Raw genomic sequence first — 18009 nt, 5'->3', positions numbered from 1 at the left:
TTTTTTTAATTAAAACTAAATGATATGTCGTTGAAACGGAATATCCTGGACCTTAGAAAAAGGAAAAGTGAAGTTCTCAAAGGTGGCGGAGAAAAAGCCATTGAGAAACAAGTTGCAATGGGGAAACTCACTGCCCGCGAACGTATTTTATACATCCTTGATGAGGGTTCATTTCATGAGTATGATCTGTTCGTTGAACATGTTGCACGCGATTTTGATATGGAAAATAAAAAATTGCATGGCGATGGTGTTATCATCGGAACAGGAACCATTCATGGTGCTCCCATCTGCATCTTTGCTCAAGACTTTACCGTTGCCGGTGGATCGCTGGGATTGATGCATGCACGTAAGATCACCAAAATTATGGACCACTCCTTGAAAATGCGAGTACCATTAATTGGAATCAATGATTCGGGTGGTGCCAGAATCCAGGAAGGTGTGAACTCACTGGCTGGGTATGGCGAAATTTTCTTCAGAAACACACTGGCCTCCGGTGTTATTCCTCAAATTTCGGTTATTCTTGGCCCGTGCGCCGGTGGAGCAGTTTATTCTCCTGCATTAACCGACTTTGTTTTTGTGGTAAATAACATTTCAAAAATGTTTATCACAGGCCCAAGTGTTATTAAAACTGTTTTGGGTGAAGAAATTTCAATGGAAGCTTTGGGTGGAGCAAAAGTACATGCCGAGATTACCGGAAATGCTCATTTCTACGCCGAAAGTGAATTGGAATGTTTTGATCAAATCAAAAAGCTCATGGAATTTCTTCCATGGAACAATAAACAAAAGGCTACCAGAGTTGAGCCTGCCAATCCAAAGAGAAGAAAAAAAGTCGAGAATATCGTTCCCAGTGATCCTAAAATGCCTTATGACATTCGGGATATTATTGAGGCTATCACCGACAAATCCGAGTTCTTCGAAATCATGGAATTGTTTGCGCCAAATATTGTGATCGGGTTTGGACGATTAAATGGAGAAACTGTCGGATTTGTTGCCAACCAACCTAAAGTGCTAGCAGGTGTTTTGGATTGTGACAGTTCTGATAAAGCTGCTCGTTTTATTCGCTACTGTAACGCATTCAATATTCCAATTATCACTCTTGAAGATTTACCGGGCTACTTGCCGGGAGTTGACCAGGAGCATGCTGGAGTTATTCGTCACGGTGCAAAAATTCTATATGCATATAGTGAAGCTACCGTTCCTCGAATTACAGTTATTATTAGAAAAGCCTACGGAGGTGGTTACATTGCGATGAACTCACGCCACTTGCGTGCCGACTTTGTTTTCGCATGGCCTACTGCCGAGATTGCTGTTATGGGACCTGAGGGTGCTGCAAACATTGTATTCCGCAAAGAAATTGCTGAAGCAGAAGATCCGGATGCTATGCGCCAGATTAAAATTGATGAATACAAAGAAAAATTTGCCAACCCATATGTCGCTGCTGGCAAGGGATACATTGACGAAGTTATTGAGCCTGAAGATACACGCAAAATGCTTTTACATGCCTTACAGGTTTCTGCAAACAAATCGGTAATGGGACCAAACAAGAAGCACGGAATTCCTCCGTTTTAATCGAAATTTTAATAGTATGGCTGAGAAAAAAGTTGAAGAAAAGCAATACGATACGATAATTGTACACAGCGCCGTCTACAAGACAGAATATACGCAAAAGTACATCAATCGTCCAGTTTGGGAATACCCAAATGAAAATCATATTTTTTCTTTCATGCCGGGATCAATTATTGATGTTCACGTAAAACCCGGTGAGAAATTAAAAGAAGGCGACAGCCTTTTGATTTTGGAAGCAATGAAAATGCACAACAATGTACAAATGCCTTTTGATGGCAAAATTGTAAAGATACATGTTAAACCGGGACAAAAAATACCGAAAAAACATTTAATGCTAGAAATCAAACGATTATAAAAAAAAGAAGGGGTTAAAACCCCTTCTTTTTTTATTTACTGTTTGCTTGCCAGTAATGGAAAGTTACCTAGAATAATACTTCCAATAAGCATCATCGTACATCCATTTTTCAATAGATAAACTCTTTTCAGTAGCTGGAGTTAAATCAATTAACTCATCATTCCAAAATGCTGCATCTACCATCCAACTTTCAATTTGCAGTTCTGGTTCAACTTCAACATTACTTAATAAACCTGATGATTTTGCCTGAACTCCGGTTAAGACGATTACTGCAATTACTAAAGCTAATTTCCCAAACTTTGTTTTCATAACCTTAAAACTTACTTGTTTGTGTTTCTAAATGTTTTCTAATTAGATAGACCAACAAACAGCACAAAGGTTAAAGCGGAAAATGTTAAAGCTTGTAAAGAATTTCTTAATGAAATCTTAAACGCAAACTAAAGCTTTTGGAAGAAAAAACGATAGTTCTCCGGAAAATAAGATTGAATAGATTTTTTTTCGGTACGAAATAAACCATATACAGCAGAACCACTGCCCGACATTAACGAAAAAACGGCACCCATGTCATATAACTTCTGTTTAACTTCTCCAATCTCGAGGTGTTTCTCAAACACATGTTTCTCAAACTGGTTGGTTATATTGCCCCGCCATCGGCGCACCGGAAACTTCGATAATGCCTTTAGCGATATCCGACTGTGAGCAGGACGAACATGCTGATATGCCTCGGCAGTGGAAACATGAACCGGAGGCTTTACAAGCACCAAATAATAGCCGGACAGATCAAGTGGAATCTCCTCCAGTCTTTCTCCCCTACCTCTTGCAAAAGCAGGCTTTGGTTGAATAAAAAACGGACAATCGCTGCCTAATTTCAACGCATAGTCCATTAGTTTCTGTTGGTCAAGTTTTAGCTGAAATAAGTCATTTAACAATTTCAACATGTACGACACATCAGCCGATCCGCCGCCAAGTCCTGCTCCAACCGGAATATTTTTGTGTAAATGAATACGAACCGGCGGTAAGTCAAAATCATCCTTTAGTAACCGATAAGCTTTTACTACCAGGTTTGATGTCGGGTCTTCCTGCAAATCAATACCGGTAATGGTTATTTGAAACTCATTCGCATGCACAACCTCCAAGGCATCCTGAACAGGAACCGGATAAAAAATGGTTTCAAGGTTATGAAACCCGTCGGCCCGCTTTTCGGTGATCAGCAAGCCTAAATTTATTTTTGCAATGGGATAAACAATCATGGCATAAAAAAATGGCTGCTGTAAAGATACAAAACAGCAGCCATCAAATATCGATTATTGATAAGTTTCGATCGGATCGCAGGTACACATCAGGTTTCGATCTCCATAAGCATCGTCGACACGTCCTACAGGGGGCCAGTACTTATTTTCAACCAAATAAGGTAAAGGAAACGCAGCTTGCTGACGGGTGTAAGAGTGCTCCCATTTATCTGCAACCACCGTTTCGGCAGTATGTGGTGCATTCTTCAACGGATTATCCACTTGATCAGATTCTCCTTTAATGATAGCCTGAATCTCCTTATAAATTGACTTTAATGCAGAAATAAACCGGTCAAGCTCTTCTTTCGATTCACTTTCAGTTGGTTCAATCATCAACGTACCATGCACGGGAAAAGACAAGGTTGGTGCGTGGAAGCCATAATCCATCAATCGTTTAGCGATGTCCGCCTCCGTAATTCCTGAGTCAGCTTTAAAATGACGGCATTCTAAAATCATTTCATGAGCTACTCTCCCTTCTTCTCCAACATATAAAATTCCGTATGAATCTTTCAATTGGCTGGCGATATAGTTGGCATTTAATATGGCAACTTTGGTCGCCTGGGTCAATCCGTCGGCACCCAACATTTTGATATAACCATACGTAATTGGCAGCACCGAAGCACTTCCCCAGGGAGCGGCCGAAACAGCTGAAATTCCCACATGTCCGTTATTCATCACCGGATGGGAAGGTAAAAAGTCGACCAGGTGTTCAGCCACAGCAATTGGCCCAACACCGGGACCACCACCTCCGTGAGGAATGGCAAATGTTTTATGCAGATTCAAATGACAAACGTCAGCGCCAATACGCTTTGGATTAGTTAAGCCAACCTGAGCATTCATGTTGGCACCATCCATGTACACCTGCCCTCCATTTTGATGAATGATTTCACACATCTCAACGATTGATGCTTCGAAAACACCGTGTGTTGACGGGTAAGTCACCATAAATGCCGATAGCGAATCTTTGAACTCTTCCGCTTTCTGGCGAAGTGCCTCCACATCAATATTTCCTTTTTCATCGCAAGGCACAACAACGACTTTCATTCCGGCCATCACTGCACTCGCTGGGTTTGTTCCGTGAGCTGATGATGGAATCAGAACAACATTCCGTTGCTCATCACCTCGACTCAAGTGATATTCGCGAATTACCATTAAACCCGCATACTCTCCGGCAGCACCTGAGTTTGGCTGCAAGCTAACATCTGAAAAACCGGTTATCTCGGCTAAATCACGGCGCAGTTCCTCCATCATTTCCTGATAACCCCTTGCCTGGTTTTTGGGTACAAATGGGTGAATGCTTCCAAACTCAAACCAACTTAATGGCAGCATTTCTGTAGCCGCATTCAGTTTCATCGTGCACGATCCCAATGGAATCATGGAGTGCGTCAGCGATATATCGCGATGTTCCAAGCGTTTAATGTACCGAAGCATTTCCGTTTCCGACCGGTATTTATTGAATACGTCCTGCTGCATAAAAGCAGAAGTTCGCAAAAAATCTTTATCGATATTGGCATCTTCCGGGTAATTTACAATGTTTGGATAAGGCCTATTTGCCGCTTTGGCAAACACTTCTATCATCCAGTTGATATCATCGAGATTGGTTGTTTCGTCAATACTCAGTCCAACTTCTCCATTTTCCAGGTAGCGGAAATTCATTTCCAACTCATGCGACAACCATTCAATATCTTCTCGTTTCACATGTTTTGGTAATGCAAATCGGATGGTATCAAAGTAGTTGGTATTGAGCTGCTGATAACCAAGAGCAGTAATTTCTTTATCGAGTAAAACAGCAATGCAATGCACCCGGTCGGCAATCGCACGAATTCCTTCCGGTCCATGATAAACACCGTAAAATCCGGCCATTGTTGCCAAAAGTGCTTGCGCTGTACAAATATTTGATGTTGCGCGTTCGCGCTTAATATGTTGCTCACGAGTTTGCAAAGCCATTCGCAAAGCATGGTTGCCATGTTTATCTTTTGAAACACCTATGATACGTCCCGGCATATTTCGTTTGAAATCAGCACGAGCAGCAAAAAAGGCCGCATGTGGACCACCATATCCCATGGGTACTCCAAAGCGTTGCGAGTTTCCAAAAACCACATCGGCACCCCACTCTCCCGGAGGAGTAAGCAAGGAAAGGCTCAGCAAGTCAGTTGCCACAGCCACTTTCGCATCAACGGCGTGCGCTTGTTCAACCAAATCAGCATAGGACAAAATTTCGCCATTCGAATTTGGGTACTGAACAATCACCCCAATGACATTTTCATCAAACGAAAAGTCAGAAGCTTTCCCAATTTTCAAATCAATATCTAATGGAGTTGCCCGCGTTTGCAATACATCGAGCGTTTGAGGCCAAATGTGCTTATCAACAAGAACCACGCTGGCACCAGCTTTCGCTTTCGCCCGTGATCGGGAGTTAAACATCAATACCATAGCTTCTGCCGCAGCGGTAGCTTCATCAAGTAATGACGCGTTGGCCAATTCCATGCCGGTTAATTCACAAACCATGGTTTGGTAATTCAGCAAGGCCTCCAGCCGACCTTGTGAAATTTCAGCCTGATAAGGCGTATATGACGTGTACCACACCGGATTTTCCAGCACATTCCGAAGAACTACAGCCGGAGTAATGGTGTCGTAATAGCCCATTCCGATGTAGGTATTAAAAACCTTATTCATTTTAGCCAGATCGTGAATCCGGCGATAATACTTTCGTTCAGTTAAGCCATCGGCTAACTGAAGTGGTTTCTCCATCCGGATATTTGCAGGCACCGCCTGATCAATCAGTTCATCCAAAGAAGATACCCCAATGGCCTCCAGCATAGCTGTTATATCCGAATCACGAGGCCCAATATGACGGGCTACAAATTTATCACTTCCCATGTTTTTGTATGTATTTCTGAAATTTGAGACAATACTATATAGAAGATGCGGATAAAAAAATGATTTTTATCCGTTTACAAAGTTCTTATCAGTCAATAAGAAAGGGGTTGTTCTCTTGCTCAAACCCAATGCTTGTTTCGGGGCCATGGCCACTGTAAACAACCGTTTCGCCGGGGAGTGTAAACAACTTACTTTTAATGTTGCTTATCAGCTGCTCGAAATTACCTTTGGGAAGATCTGTGCGACCAATGCTTCCGTAAAACAGGACGTCGCCTGCCAGCATAAACTGCTGACTCGGCTGATGTAAAACCACGTGACCCGGAGCGTGACCCGGAACATGAATAACATCCAGGGTTGATTCACCAAAAGAAACCTGATCTCCCTCGTTCAAGAAGTGGTCTGCCGGATCAACAGGTTCCACGGGAACTCCAAACCGATCGCCACTCGCCACAATGCCCTCTACTAAAAAAGCATCTTCTTCATGTGCATAAAAAGGAATATTATACTTTGTCCGGCAATGGTTGATTCCCAAAATATGGTCAAAATGACAATGGGTATTCACCAACTTAACCGGTTTTAGTTGGTTCTCTGCTATAAATTTATCCAATTCCTGACATTCATAATCAAAAAAACACCCCGCATCAACAATAATGCATTCCTTGGTATCATCGTAAAGAACGTAGGTATTTTCCTGAATTGGATTGAACGTAAACTTTTTAACTTGAATCATTTTAATATTAGTTTGTTGTTCCCTTTAACATCGGAACAAAAACAAATGTTCCGTGCTTTTCCTTTTCAAATTCATCTTCGGAAACCCGTGTAACTTTGTACATAATTTGTTTTTCGGTTGGCCCTATTGGTGCTACCAAAACGCCTCCAATCCGAAGCTGCATCAACAAATCCTGAGGAATCATCGGTGCTCCGGCGGTAATTATAATCTTATCGAATGGGCCATAAGTAGGCAGTCCCTTGTAGCCGTCGCCAAAAAAGAATTTGGGATTATACCCTAGTTCAGGTAGCAGCACCTGCACTTTCAGGAACAACTCGCGCTGACGTTCGATGGTGTATACCTGAGCTCCCATTTCAACCAAAACGGCTGCCTGATAACCACTTCCGGTGCCCACTTCCAGTATTTTTTCGTTAGGTTGTACATCGAGTAATTGAGATTGAAAAGCAACGGTATATGGCTGAGATATTGTTTGGCCGGCGCCAATCGGGAAAGCTTGGTCTTTGTATGCAAACTGAATAAAGCTGCTATCCATAAATAAATGGCGTGGAACTTTGGCAATTGCATCCAATACCCGTTGATCCCGGACTCCTTTTATTCGAATGCCATCGATTAAGCGTTTTCGTAAGCCCTGATGTCTTAAACTGTCGCGGGAATCCATCTGTTTTTAGTTTTTTTGTAAAAATAGTCCAAAATGCTTATTTCGCCCAGCGCTGAATAGCCTACATTATCAACAAAAAGCGTTGAAAAGTTCTGGCATTTTGAGCCCATTAAAATAGCTTTTTATTTCTAATTTGCAGCTATGATCAGAATCGGAATTCTTTCAAAGGTGGCTTCGCCATCAGCATCAATAAAGTTGATCCAACATTTTAAAAGTTTCAAGATTACCGGAATTGTTGATGACATTGTAAGTCAAGACAATAGTCACCAAAAATATACCATTGAAGAACTGATTACCAATTCGGATGCTTGTTATATTGATGTTGGCCAGCCTTCTTTTGATTTAATTCAAATGGGAATCAAAAAGAGTAATCATCTTTTTTTACGGTCTATTCCGGCACTATCCATCTACGAAACCCGTCAGCTAAATAATCTGGTGAACGAAGCCGGAACATGTCTGATGATCTTCAATCCGCTCACCTATGTGAATGAAAACATCCAAATTCTGGATCATTTAACCAAGCTCAAGCTAATTAGCATCAGGCTCAAACTTGATCCGGAGGAATTCGAAAAACAGATTCTAAGCCTCTTGCTTTATCTCAAAACCATTGAAAAGAGCGAAATTAAACGAATTGATGTTTTTGCATTAGAAGGAGAAACCCAATTGAGCCTAATTAATTTGCGGATTTCGTTCTCGACCGGCTCAATTGCCCAAATAGACCTGAGCGAAAAATTCAGCAGCAAGCACGCGTTTATTGAGATTTTTCAAAATGATGAGTCAATTATCTCATTACCGTCCAATCATATCGAAAATCGTGCGATCCAGAGCACGGAAAAGAATGCCCTTCAGAATTTCATTCACTCCATTCAGAAAAACCCAGCTATTATTATATCTCTTAGCGAGTTAGAAGAAGCTTTAACATCGTTAAATGAAATCAAGGACAAATTAAAGTACCTGAACAATACACCCTTGATGTAAAAAGCCTATTTTTACCGCAATAAATAAGGTGTTTTGTCGTTTTCGAACTACTAAACACTGAAGGATTGACCAGACAAAACTCCGCTTTCTAATGAGCAAGAAGGTACAAGTTGCCAAGTACTTATTTTTTGACTTGTTTGCAGCAGCTGCAAGCTGGATTCTGTTTTACATTTACCGTAAGCTTTATATTGAACCTCAATATTTCGGAACAGACGTTCCGCTTGAGTTTAATAATCGTTTTTTTCTGGGCCTAATTATTATACCAGCGTTGTGGATTTTGTTTTACTACGTTACCGGCTATTACAGTAATATTTATCGCAAATCAAGATTGATTGAACTGGGACAAACCTTCTTAACTTCGCTAGTTGGCGTTCTAATAATCTTTTTTGCACTGATGTTGGACGATTTTATCGGCTCGTATAAAAACTACTACAGTTTATTCCTCACTCTTTTGGGGCTTCATTTTGGCTTAACCTATATTTTTCGCTTAATACAAACCAGTCGAATTATTCATCGGATTCATAATCGGAAGTTTGGATTTAACACACTATTAGTTGGCGGAGATGAGAAAGCTTTAAAAATATATAAGGAGTTAAACACCCAAATTCGACCTACCGGGTACAAATTTATCGGCTTTTTAAGTGTTGATGAAAGCGAACAATACCCGCTGGAGAAGCACTTGCCGAAGCTAGGTACAATTTATGAGTTTTCAGGAATTACCGACAAATATGATGTGGAAGAAGTGATCATCGCCATTGAATCATCTCAACACGAGTTACTGTCATCAATTTTAACCAGATTACAAAATCGAACCTTGACCATATGGGGAATTCCCGACCTCTTTGACCTGCTCTCAGGCAATACAAAGACGAACAGCATTTTCAGCAGCCCGCTTTTAAAAATCTCAAACGGCATCATGTCGGCTTGGCAAGCCAATATGAAACGATTGATCGATGTTAGCTTTTCAATTCTGGCAATCATCATTTTTCTTCCGGCTTTTTTACTTATTGGCCTACTCATAAAGCTGGAAAATAAGGGACCGATTTTATACACGCAAAAGCGCATTGGACGATTTGGCAAGGCATTTACAATTTACAAGTTTCGTACAATGATTCATAATGCCGAGACAAATGGCCCAAAATTATCCAGCAATCACGATGACCGGATAACAAAAATCGGACAGTTTCTAAGGCGGACTCATCTGGATGAAATACCGCAATTTTACAATGTCATTATAGGGGAAATGTCGTTGGTTGGACCTCGCCCCGAACGTAAATATTTCATTGACCAGCTTGTTAAAATAGCCCCCCACTATACTCACCTGCATAAAATAAGGCCTGGCATTACATCGTGGGGGCAAGTTAAATATGGCTACGCCTCTACCCTGAATGAAATGCTTGAACGGCTTCCATACGACATGGTTTACCTGAAAAATATCTCATTATACATCGACTTTAAAATACTCATCTATACGATCATCGCTTGCTTTAAAGGAGATGGCAAGTAGTTGTTGGTGAACCCGAAGAACAACCTATTTTAGAACAGCAGAACAAGCCTGAAAACAATTTACAAACGAGTGAATTTTAGATGCTTCCCATTTTCTAAATTCAAACCGGGTTGCGGCAAGTTTTTTTTTTAGTGATGCGCTATTTATGACAATCTATATTCATCTAAAACATGATATTCAGCTCCAGAAGGCTTTAAAACACTCTCATAAAAAACAATTCGATCCACCTTTATCTCCTGAGTCGGTATTTCCTTGTATTTATCAACGACATGATAGAAATTAGAAAGGCCTTTAATTTTCTTTATTCGTGCCAATGTTAAATGCGGAGTAAACTTTTTGTTCGAAGAAATACCTTTCTCATCCAATCTTTTCTGAATGATGCCGGATAAACAAATGAGATCTTCAACGTGATCTAAATTGAAAAATAACACAGAAGGATTTCCCCGGTGTTTGAAAAAACCAACCTGATGCAATTTGAAACCAAAAGCTCTTCTTTGCGAACAAACCTGATCCAAAATCAATTTTGCGATTTCTATCTGATCTGGCTGAAGATCACCTATAAATCGTAAGGTAATATGAAAGTTATTTTCAGGCACCCACCGAATCCGTTCACCTTCCAGTTCATCTTTCAGTTCTTGAAAAACACGCTCAAGGTCACAATTTAGCTCAACGTTTACAGCAATAAAAACACGCTTCGTTTTCATCATCAACTACCATTCTTTTAAATGATACCAGCTTCAATTTTAAAAATAATTTGCTCAATGAGAATATCCTCCTCAACGGGATCATATTCATCTTTTAAATTGTTTCCAAAAATCCGAGCCACTCCCTGCCAAAAAAAGGCGACTAACCCTCCTTTTAAATCTTTGATTAACTCATAAGAGGTATGCCCGGTTTCCCGATCAATCAGTTTAATCAAGATCCGACCTTCAGAAATCGACAGTTTTTTCAACTCATCGCCATATTCATCAAACAACTCTTCCTCAACCTTCTTGATGTATTTTTTTTGCTCGCGCCTGCTTTCGGCTGCTAAATATTCATCTTCGTATTTTTTAAGTAACTCAGCTGCTTTTTGAGCATAGGGATATACTTTTTTTACTTTCCGTTCAAGTCGATAATAACGTCGCTCCCACCTTTTCGATTTAAAAACAATTTTTGGATACACCGATATCGTTTTTAAATCCTGATGCGGCAGCGTATCTCCATTCTCTTCAACTCCTTCCAGAAAATGAAGTGTATCAGATTCCTGTCCGAGTCCAAGTCCAGACAAAATCAAAACAAATATGGAGGTAATCAACAGCTGTTTCATCATTCAAAATACGAAGATAATCACATGTTATTTAACCTGAAATGAATCATAGAAGTTTCAGATTATCTTCCGGTTTAGAGTTACTATATTTGTGCCAAACTTAAGAAAGGGGTTAATGATGTCTGAAAGACTAAAAGTAAACGTAACTTCAGAGTTTGGGGAACTCGAAGGCGTTATTGTACATACTCCGGGGCTCGAAGTAGAGGAAATGACACCGGAAACCGCTAAGCGGGCACTGTATAGCGACATCCTGAATTTGGCTGTTGCCGGGAAAGAATATCAGCAACTAAAAGGCGTGCTATCAAAAGTTAGCCGGTGTTTTGAAGTGAAGGATTTATTAAGCGATGTTTTAACGAATGATGCAGCGCGCAGCAGCTTATTGCAGGAGATTTGCCACACCGAAGGAGCTTTGGATATTCTTCCCTCATTACGGGAAATCAATGCTGACGAATTGGCAAAACAACTCATTCAGGGGGTTCCTATAAAACGAGACAACCTGACCCGTTATTTAAGCCAAGAGCGTTTTAGTCTGGCTCCTTTGCACAATTTTCTGTTTACCCGCGATGCTTCGATGTCGTTTCGCGATGAAGTTGTGATTGGTAAGATGGCTAATAAAGTACGCGATCGGGAAGCTTTGATTATGGAAGCAATCTTTAATCACCACCCATTGCTGGAAGCCAAAACGGTGAACCCACTTCAAACAAACCGATTGAACTCAAGTCCGGATATTATGATTGAAGGCGGCGATTTTCAGGTTGCCCGCGAAGATGTTCTTGTCATTGGAACCGGCCTCAGAACAAGCACCACCGGCATTGACTTTATTCTGGAACAAATTCAATCGAAGAAGGAAAAAATCAGACACGTAATTGTTCAGGAACTGCCTGACATGCCGGAATCTTTCATTCACCTGGATATGGTTTTTACCTTTTTAGACCGCGACACCTGCATGGTATACGAACCGCTCATCCTGGGAACAAACCGGTATCATACCATTCATATCCAAATTGAAAACGGAAAGGTTTCACATATAACAGAAAGAAAGAACCTCCCAAAAGCATTAAAAAAACTAGGCATTGACTTAAAGCCGGTGCAATGTGGAGGTAGTAAAGACATTTGGACACAGGAACGCGAACAATGGCATAGCGGGGCTAATTTCTTTGCCATTGCTCCAGGCCAGGTTATTGGCTACGAACGGAATGTCAACACCGTAGAGGAACTCAACAAGCACGGATTTGAAGTTATAAAGGCGAAAGATTTTATCAACGGAAATGCCGAAATTACGAAAGGCCAAAAATGTGTGATAACCATTGCCGGTTCGGAGCTCGCTCGTGGTGGAGGTGGAGCCCGATGTATGACCATGCCCTTCCGTCGAAAACCACTTGAATGGTAGTTAATTATGCGAAAACTTAGAACAAACGAACTGGACCGGATTAGCACCGAAGAATACAAGCGAACAACAAAAACGCCCCTAATTGTTGTGCTCGATAATATTCGGAGCTGCAACAACATCGGATCAGTTTTTCGTACCTCCGATGCCTTGCTAATTGAAGGGATTCATTTATGTGGCATAACGGCAACTCCTCCGAATAAAGAAATTCATAAAACGGCACTGGATGCCGAAAAGTCGGTTCCATGGACTTACTTTGAGCGAACAGAAGATTCGGTACAAAAGTTAAAAGCAAAAGGATACCAAGTTTTTGCCATCGAGCAAGTTGAAAAGAGTATTATGCTTCCTGATTTTGAAGTTAAAGAAACCGATCGTCTGGCATTGGTTTTTGGGAACGAGGTGAAAGGTGTTCAGCAACAAGTTGTAAATATGTGCGATGGAGCCATTGAGATTCCGCAATTTGGTATCAAGCATTCATTCAACATTTCGGTGAGTGCCGGCATTGTTTTATGGGATTTATTTAAAAAATTCCGTTATTAACGAATCGCTATCAAAAAGAAGACATAAAAAAAAAGCGGCCTCATCTGAAGCCGCTTTTCTTTTTTTTACGCAGATTGTTATTTCTTTTTCTTCTTTGAAACAAAATAAATACCGGCGCCAACAATCACCACTGCAGCTATAACTACGATTGTCACCGTCTGGCTGTCCTTGGCTTCCTCATTTTCCTCGTAAAAAACCGGATCCATATCGTCAATTGATAAGGTATCTGCCATTTCAAATAAATCATCTTCTTGTTCCTGGGCAAGTGCCGGGCTCATTCCACCCACTGCCAACATACCAAAAAGTGTCAAAATCATGAATAATTTTTTCATCGTATCGTATTTTAGTTATCAATTAAATGTATTCAAATATTCCTTGTATTTATCCACAATTTCGGGATGTGTTTCCTGATAGGTATCAGCCAAAGCCCGAATTGCCGGTTTATATTGCGGATAAATCTTTAAACAACGCTTCAATACTTCCCGAGCTTTTTCAGGTTGGGTCGTTTCATAAATTTCTGCCAAATTAACGTAGGCACTGAAATACTTTGGGTTAACATCCAACAAATGCTCAAGATAATATTTTGCTTCCACAAAACTTCCCTCCTTTTCCTTCAATCGCCCCATCAAACTTAATGTAGGCTCATAATTCGGATTTACCTTCAAAGAACCCTCAAGGGCTAGAATTGCCTGATCATTCTTGTTTTGCAAACTTAAGGTTTTTCCCAAACGATAGTAAATATGTTCATCTTTTTTATAAAACTCCAACGCCTTCCAAAAATAATCTTCGGCTAGCTCATAGTTCTCGTTTCGAATGGCCTTTACGCCAAGGTGAGAAGCTTCTGACTTTCTTTTTACAACGGCGCAAACCGGCACCTCATCAACCTCAACCACATGAATTGTTCCTTCAGGTGGGAAGTTTCCATTTGCCAATTGATCAGGTGAAATATAGCTGTTACCGATAATCGCATAATCCCAATCCTTATCACTCCGGAGCCGGTATTGAAAATACGTAAATTTCAGATTAGGCTGATCTCGAAAATACCAATCCACAGGGAAATTACTGCCCACAACGACCTGCCCGCTCACATTATTCTCCTCCATATAATCGTTCAACCATTCGGCTCCACTTCGCATGGTATGGTAATAATAATCAGTCTCATAATCTCCATATGCACCTTTTAATCCACCAATAAACTGATTGTAATATAAGTAGTAATATGGATGAGCTTTTACCATAAACCTTAACGGGTGAATTAACAAGAATAACAAAATGACGATTGACGTAATTTTTACCGACTTCAATTTAATGCGGCTGTAAAATTCGTGAATTCCAACGGCAGCTAAAATTACGATACCAGGGTAAATAAAAAGGAAATGCCGCCAGGCACCATACAAATTAGCTTTCAATAAAATTACAAAAACCACTGGAAAGACAGTGGTCAGGATCAGAAAAAAGTAGGTGAAGCGATGCCTGCTGTTACCAGACACCGCTTTCCAATGATAAAAAAACATGACCACTCCAACAAAAACAATTATTGGGATGGTAATTAACATGTACTTGGGAAGATAATACCACGGCCGAAAGTCTGACCAAATAAATTCGCCCTCGAAAATCTGTCGAACTGTAGTCGGAAAATCTGTCATCACCTGATATGATTTCCAGGGGTTGACAATTGGATTTTGGAGGGCGTACGGCCAAAACAAAAGACCGAGCAAATAACCTGCAATTGAAAATACAACTAACTTAACAACTGTTCGTTGTACCTGAGCCCAATTTATCTGCCCTCTGTCGAAGTACTCAACCAAATAGAAGAGCACTCCGGCCAGGAGCAAATAAAAAGCTAATAAGATTCCTCCTGCCCTGATACTGACGGAAAAAGCAATACTCGCAATTAAAAGTGAAATCGAATGCGACGAGCTGGTTTTAAATCTGGCATAGGTTAATTTCAGTGTGTAAAACACACCGGCAATATAAGCCAGGGCAAAAGGAATATCTTTTAAATTATTTTGTAAATGTCCGATAAAGCGGGGGGAAACTGCAAAAAGAATAAGCGTAATAATACCGACGCGATACCCTTTTAGCCAGGTAGCAAACAAGGCTGTAACAAAAATGCACAGCCAACCAATAACGCTGCTAACCAGATGTCGAAAACCATAAACATCTTCAATATTGAACCAGTGGATTAAAAAGGTTGCAAGATTATCGGGGAGCTGTCCATAATATTGAAGATGGGTTTTAGGGGTTTTCAATGCGTCACGATCTTTACCCATCGATGCAAAATAGTCGTACACTTTTTCTGAATGCAGATAGTGTACCTGCTCATCTCCTGAAATACCTGCATCGCGGCTAATAAACAGCAAGCTCAAAAGCAGTGCTATTGCCGACGCATAAAATATGATCTTCAGGTGACGTTGTTGCATTATTTTTTTTCTTCGTTCTGATATATTTTCCTGATAAAATAAAGTGGTCGCTTTTGCGATTCTTTATAAATACGATAAACGTACTCGCCAATAATTCCTAAAAAAATCAGTTGTATTGAGCCTAAGAAATAAATGCTCAAAACTGTTGATGGCCATCCAGTAATGGCAAATCCCAATATTTTAGCGGTCAACACATAAATACCTGCAAACATGAAAACAATGGTTCCGACGAAGCCTAAAATGAGGCATAAGCGAATTGGAAATTTTGAAAAGGAAAAGATGGCATCAGCTGCTAAAAGCGATAGCTTCCCAAAGGTCATTTTAGCCTGCCCTTGCAAGCGTTCGTCCCGCACATAATCTACAAATCCCTGTTTAAATCCCACGAAACTTCGTAAGCCGGGAAGATAGCGAACCCGTTCTTTCATTGATAAAAGCGCCGTTAACGCCTGGCGGTTCATCATGGAAAAATTGCCGGCATTTTCAAGATCCTCCAGATTGGCCACTGACTTAAAAACCTGATGAAACAGGCGTGTCATTCCATTTTTCGTTTGGCTCCCTTTCCGATCAGACCTTCTACCACTTACAATATCGTAATCTTCGTTAACGATTTTCTGATACATCGCCTCAAGCACTTCGGGGGGGTCCTGCAAGTCTCCATCCATCATAGCTACATAAGCTCCCGAAGCATTCTCCAAGCCCGCCGTAAAAGCTGCTTGATGTCCAAAATTCTTGGATAGGGAAATAACTTTTATCCTGGAATCATGCTCCTGATGACCGATTAATTTGTGTAAGCTCGTGTCGGTACTTCCATCATCTACAAAGATCAACTCAAATTCCTCAGAAAGCTTTTCGAGCACACTGACAGATCTTGAAACTAATTCATTAATCAGTTCTTCTTCGTTTAATATTGGAACTACCAGAGATATCATTTACTTCATTTTTAGTTCGTTCTTTTGCTCGTTTCGAAATGGAGAAGCCAAATGGCTCCCCCAATTCAGGTTAATAGTGGTTTAGTTGGCTTGCTAGTTATATACTCAAGCTTTGTGTGCTGTTCCCGGCACAGGAACCGGAAATTCAAGATCAACAGGACCAAACTTGATTTCTTTTGGCCCAAGATCCATATCTGATTTAAAAATTTCGTCGTAGCTAACTTTTTGCCCGGTGTAAGCCGCAGTTCGTCCCATAATCGCAGTCAGGGTTGAAATTGCCGTTTGTTCTGCTTCATTAACATACTCTCCGGTTCGAATGGCATGCACTAAATGCATATGTTCCTGAACGTAGGGTGGGATTTTCACCTTGCTCATTGGTTCACCATCTTCCCCCAGCGGGTATTCAAACTTCCATTTTACCGAACCATCCAGGTTCCAGATTGTGTTCTGGCAATTCGTGTAACCTTCAGTTCCAACAACCATTTCGCCGGTTCCATTGGCACAGTTATCAATCTGGCGGCTCATACTATGGGAGCTCACTCCGTTTCCAAAGTCAAAATCGACACTAAAAAAGTCGTACTGATCGCCTGTAATTCGCCGTGCTCTTCCTCCATAGCCTATTGCACTTTCGGGATGTTTGCCGATGAACCAATTCACCACATCAATGTTGTGCACGTGCGTATCCAAAAAATGGTCGCCACACAACCAGCAGAAATTATTCCAGTTACGGATCATGTAAGTCATATCATCCCAATCGTCTTCCCGCGTGCGAAACCAAACATGATTTTGATTCCAGAAAGCTTTTGCTGAAGTGATTTGTCCAATGGCTCCATTGGCAACCTGCTTGTAGGTTTCGATATAATCTTCCTGATGACGACGTTGCGTTCCGGTAACCACATTCAAGCCAATCGCTTCCGCTTTTTTAGCCGTCGCAATTATTGAACGAATTCCAACTGGGTCGACTGCCATAGGTTTTTCTAAAAAAGCATGCTTTGTTTGTTTAACTGCTTCCTTAAAATGCTCCGGCCTGAATTGTGGTGGTGTTGCTAAAATAACGACATCGACTTCTTTCAAAGCCATTAATTTCTTGTAGGCATCAAATCCTACAAAGCAATTCTCTTCCGGGATTGGTCGCTTGTAACCTGCAAATCGCTTCCGACAAGCATCAATTTTATCCTGAAAAACATCAGCCAAAGCAACAATTTCCAAATCGGGTCCGGCACTGATAAAGTTTATCGCAGCCCCCGTTCCGCGATTACCAACTCCAACCAATCCTGCTCGTAGTTTTTTGCCACTTGGCGCTGCTCTTAGTATTGGCGGCAATCCAAGTTCACTTGCATCTTTCGTTGACTTGCACGACGATAAAACTGCACCTGCTCCCATTGCTCCAATTCCTGCCAAAGCTGTTGCTTCGAGAAACCGGCGACGATTAATATTTTTTGATTTATTTGTCATTGT

17 protein-coding genes are annotated in these 18009 nt (G+C 40.9%); 6 read left to right on the top strand and 11 right to left on the bottom strand.

The genetic code is table 11. The annotated features are described in order from the left end of the window. Positions 1-24 precede the first annotated feature (24 nt). On the top strand, positions 25-1569 hold the full coding sequence (locus GR929_RS18250; protein ID WP_159522537.1) for an acyl-CoA carboxylase subunit beta: 1545 nt from the start codon (positions 25-27) through the stop codon (positions 1567-1569). A gap of 16 nt (positions 1570-1585) precedes the next feature. Beyond that, complete coding sequence (locus GR929_RS18245) at positions 1586-1921, top strand: biotin/lipoyl-containing protein (protein ID WP_159522535.1); 336 nt, start codon at positions 1586-1588, stop codon at positions 1919-1921. Between the two features lie 63 nt (positions 1922-1984). On the opposite strand, the gene GR929_RS18240 is transcribed toward GR929_RS18245, so the two are convergent. From GR929_RS18240 to GR929_RS18220, 5 genes are all read right to left on the bottom strand, one after another. Beyond that, positions 1985-2230, bottom strand: coding sequence for a hypothetical protein (locus GR929_RS18240; RefSeq protein ID WP_159522533.1), 246 nt, complete (start codon positions 2228-2230; stop codon positions 1985-1987). Positions 2231-2358: 128 nt separating this feature from the next. Next, positions 2359-3171: a 4-(cytidine 5'-diphospho)-2-C-methyl-D-erythritol kinase gene (ispE, locus tag GR929_RS18235; RefSeq protein WP_159522531.1), complete on the bottom strand. Its 813-nt coding sequence runs from the start codon at positions 3169-3171 to the stop codon at positions 2359-2361. Between the two features lie 54 nt (positions 3172-3225). After that, the gene (gene gcvP, locus GR929_RS18230) at positions 3226-6090 is read right to left on the bottom strand and encodes an aminomethyl-transferring glycine dehydrogenase (protein ID WP_159522529.1); all 2865 of its coding nucleotides are present in this window, start codon (positions 6088-6090) and stop codon (positions 3226-3228) included. Between the two features lie 88 nt (positions 6091-6178). After that, the gene (locus GR929_RS18225) at positions 6179-6820 is read right to left on the bottom strand and encodes an MBL fold metallo-hydrolase (protein ID WP_159522527.1); all 642 of its coding nucleotides are present in this window, start codon (positions 6818-6820) and stop codon (positions 6179-6181) included. A 7-nt stretch (positions 6821-6827) separates the two neighbouring features. Beyond that, the gene (locus GR929_RS18220; RefSeq protein WP_159522525.1) at positions 6828-7478 is read right to left on the bottom strand and encodes a protein-L-isoaspartate(D-aspartate) O-methyltransferase; all 651 of its coding nucleotides are present in this window, start codon (positions 7476-7478) and stop codon (positions 6828-6830) included. Positions 7479-7619: 141 nt separating this feature from the next. Between GR929_RS18220 and GR929_RS18215 the strand changes: the two genes are divergently transcribed. Together GR929_RS18215 and GR929_RS18210 are read left to right on the top strand one after the other, a co-directional pair. Continuing rightward, a complete protein-coding gene (locus GR929_RS18215; protein WP_159522523.1) occupies positions 7620-8456 on the top strand; it encodes a hypothetical protein in 837 nt (278 codons plus the stop codon). Positions 8457-8547: 91 nt separating this feature from the next. After that, the gene (locus tag GR929_RS18210; protein WP_159522521.1) at positions 8548-9963 is read left to right on the top strand and encodes a sugar transferase; all 1416 of its coding nucleotides are present in this window, start codon (positions 8548-8550) and stop codon (positions 9961-9963) included. Between the two features lie 143 nt (positions 9964-10106). Here GR929_RS18210 and thpR read toward each other — a convergent pair whose 3' ends face one another. Further along, complete coding sequence (gene thpR / locus GR929_RS18205) at positions 10107-10670, bottom strand: RNA 2',3'-cyclic phosphodiesterase (RefSeq protein WP_159522510.1); 564 nt, start codon at positions 10668-10670, stop codon at positions 10107-10109. Between the two features lie 14 nt (positions 10671-10684). Continuing rightward, positions 10685-11275, bottom strand: a complete 591-nt coding sequence (locus tag GR929_RS18200) for a DUF4294 domain-containing protein (protein WP_159522508.1) — start codon at positions 11273-11275, stop codon at positions 10685-10687. A gap of 112 nt (positions 11276-11387) precedes the next feature. On the opposite strand from GR929_RS18200, the gene GR929_RS18195 reads away from it, so the two are divergent. Continuing rightward, complete coding sequence (locus GR929_RS18195) at positions 11388-12662, top strand: arginine deiminase (protein ID WP_235934473.1); 1275 nt, start codon at positions 11388-11390, stop codon at positions 12660-12662. A 6-nt stretch (positions 12663-12668) separates the two neighbouring features. Beyond that, positions 12669-13199, top strand: coding sequence for an RNA methyltransferase (locus tag GR929_RS18190; RefSeq protein WP_159522506.1), 531 nt, complete (start codon positions 12669-12671; stop codon positions 13197-13199). Positions 13200-13276: 77 nt separating this feature from the next. Here the strand turns inward: GR929_RS18190 and GR929_RS18185 are convergent, their stop codons facing one another. The 4 genes from GR929_RS18185 to GR929_RS18170 all read right to left on the bottom strand — a co-directional run bounded on the left by GR929_RS18185 (position 13277) and on the right by GR929_RS18170 (position 18006). Further along, complete coding sequence (locus tag GR929_RS18185; protein ID WP_159522504.1) at positions 13277-13531, bottom strand: LPXTG cell wall anchor domain-containing protein; 255 nt, start codon at positions 13529-13531, stop codon at positions 13277-13279. Positions 13532-13549: 18 nt separating this feature from the next. Further along, positions 13550-15622: a tetratricopeptide repeat protein gene (locus tag GR929_RS18180; protein ID WP_159522502.1), complete on the bottom strand. Its 2073-nt coding sequence runs from the start codon at positions 15620-15622 to the stop codon at positions 13550-13552. Continuing rightward, a complete protein-coding gene (locus GR929_RS18175) occupies positions 15622-16551 on the bottom strand; it encodes a glycosyltransferase family 2 protein (RefSeq protein WP_159522500.1) in 930 nt (309 codons plus the stop codon). Before GR929_RS18175 ends, GR929_RS18180 begins: the two co-directional genes overlap by 1 nt. A gap of 105 nt (positions 16552-16656) precedes the next feature. After that, positions 16657-18006 carry a Gfo/Idh/MocA family protein gene (locus GR929_RS18170; protein WP_159522498.1) on the bottom strand — a complete coding sequence of 450 codons (1350 nt, stop codon included), beginning with the start codon at positions 18004-18006 and terminating at the stop codon, positions 16657-16659. Between the last annotated feature and the right edge of the window lie 3 nt (positions 18007-18009).

It is taken from the genome of Sunxiuqinia indica (genome assembly GCF_009847015.1).
GTDB lineage: Bacteria > Bacteroidota > Bacteroidia > Bacteroidales > Prolixibacteraceae > Sunxiuqinia > Sunxiuqinia indica.
The sequence above is the reverse complement of the archived record's forward strand: the minus strand, read 5'-3'. Positions and strand labels throughout refer to the sequence as shown.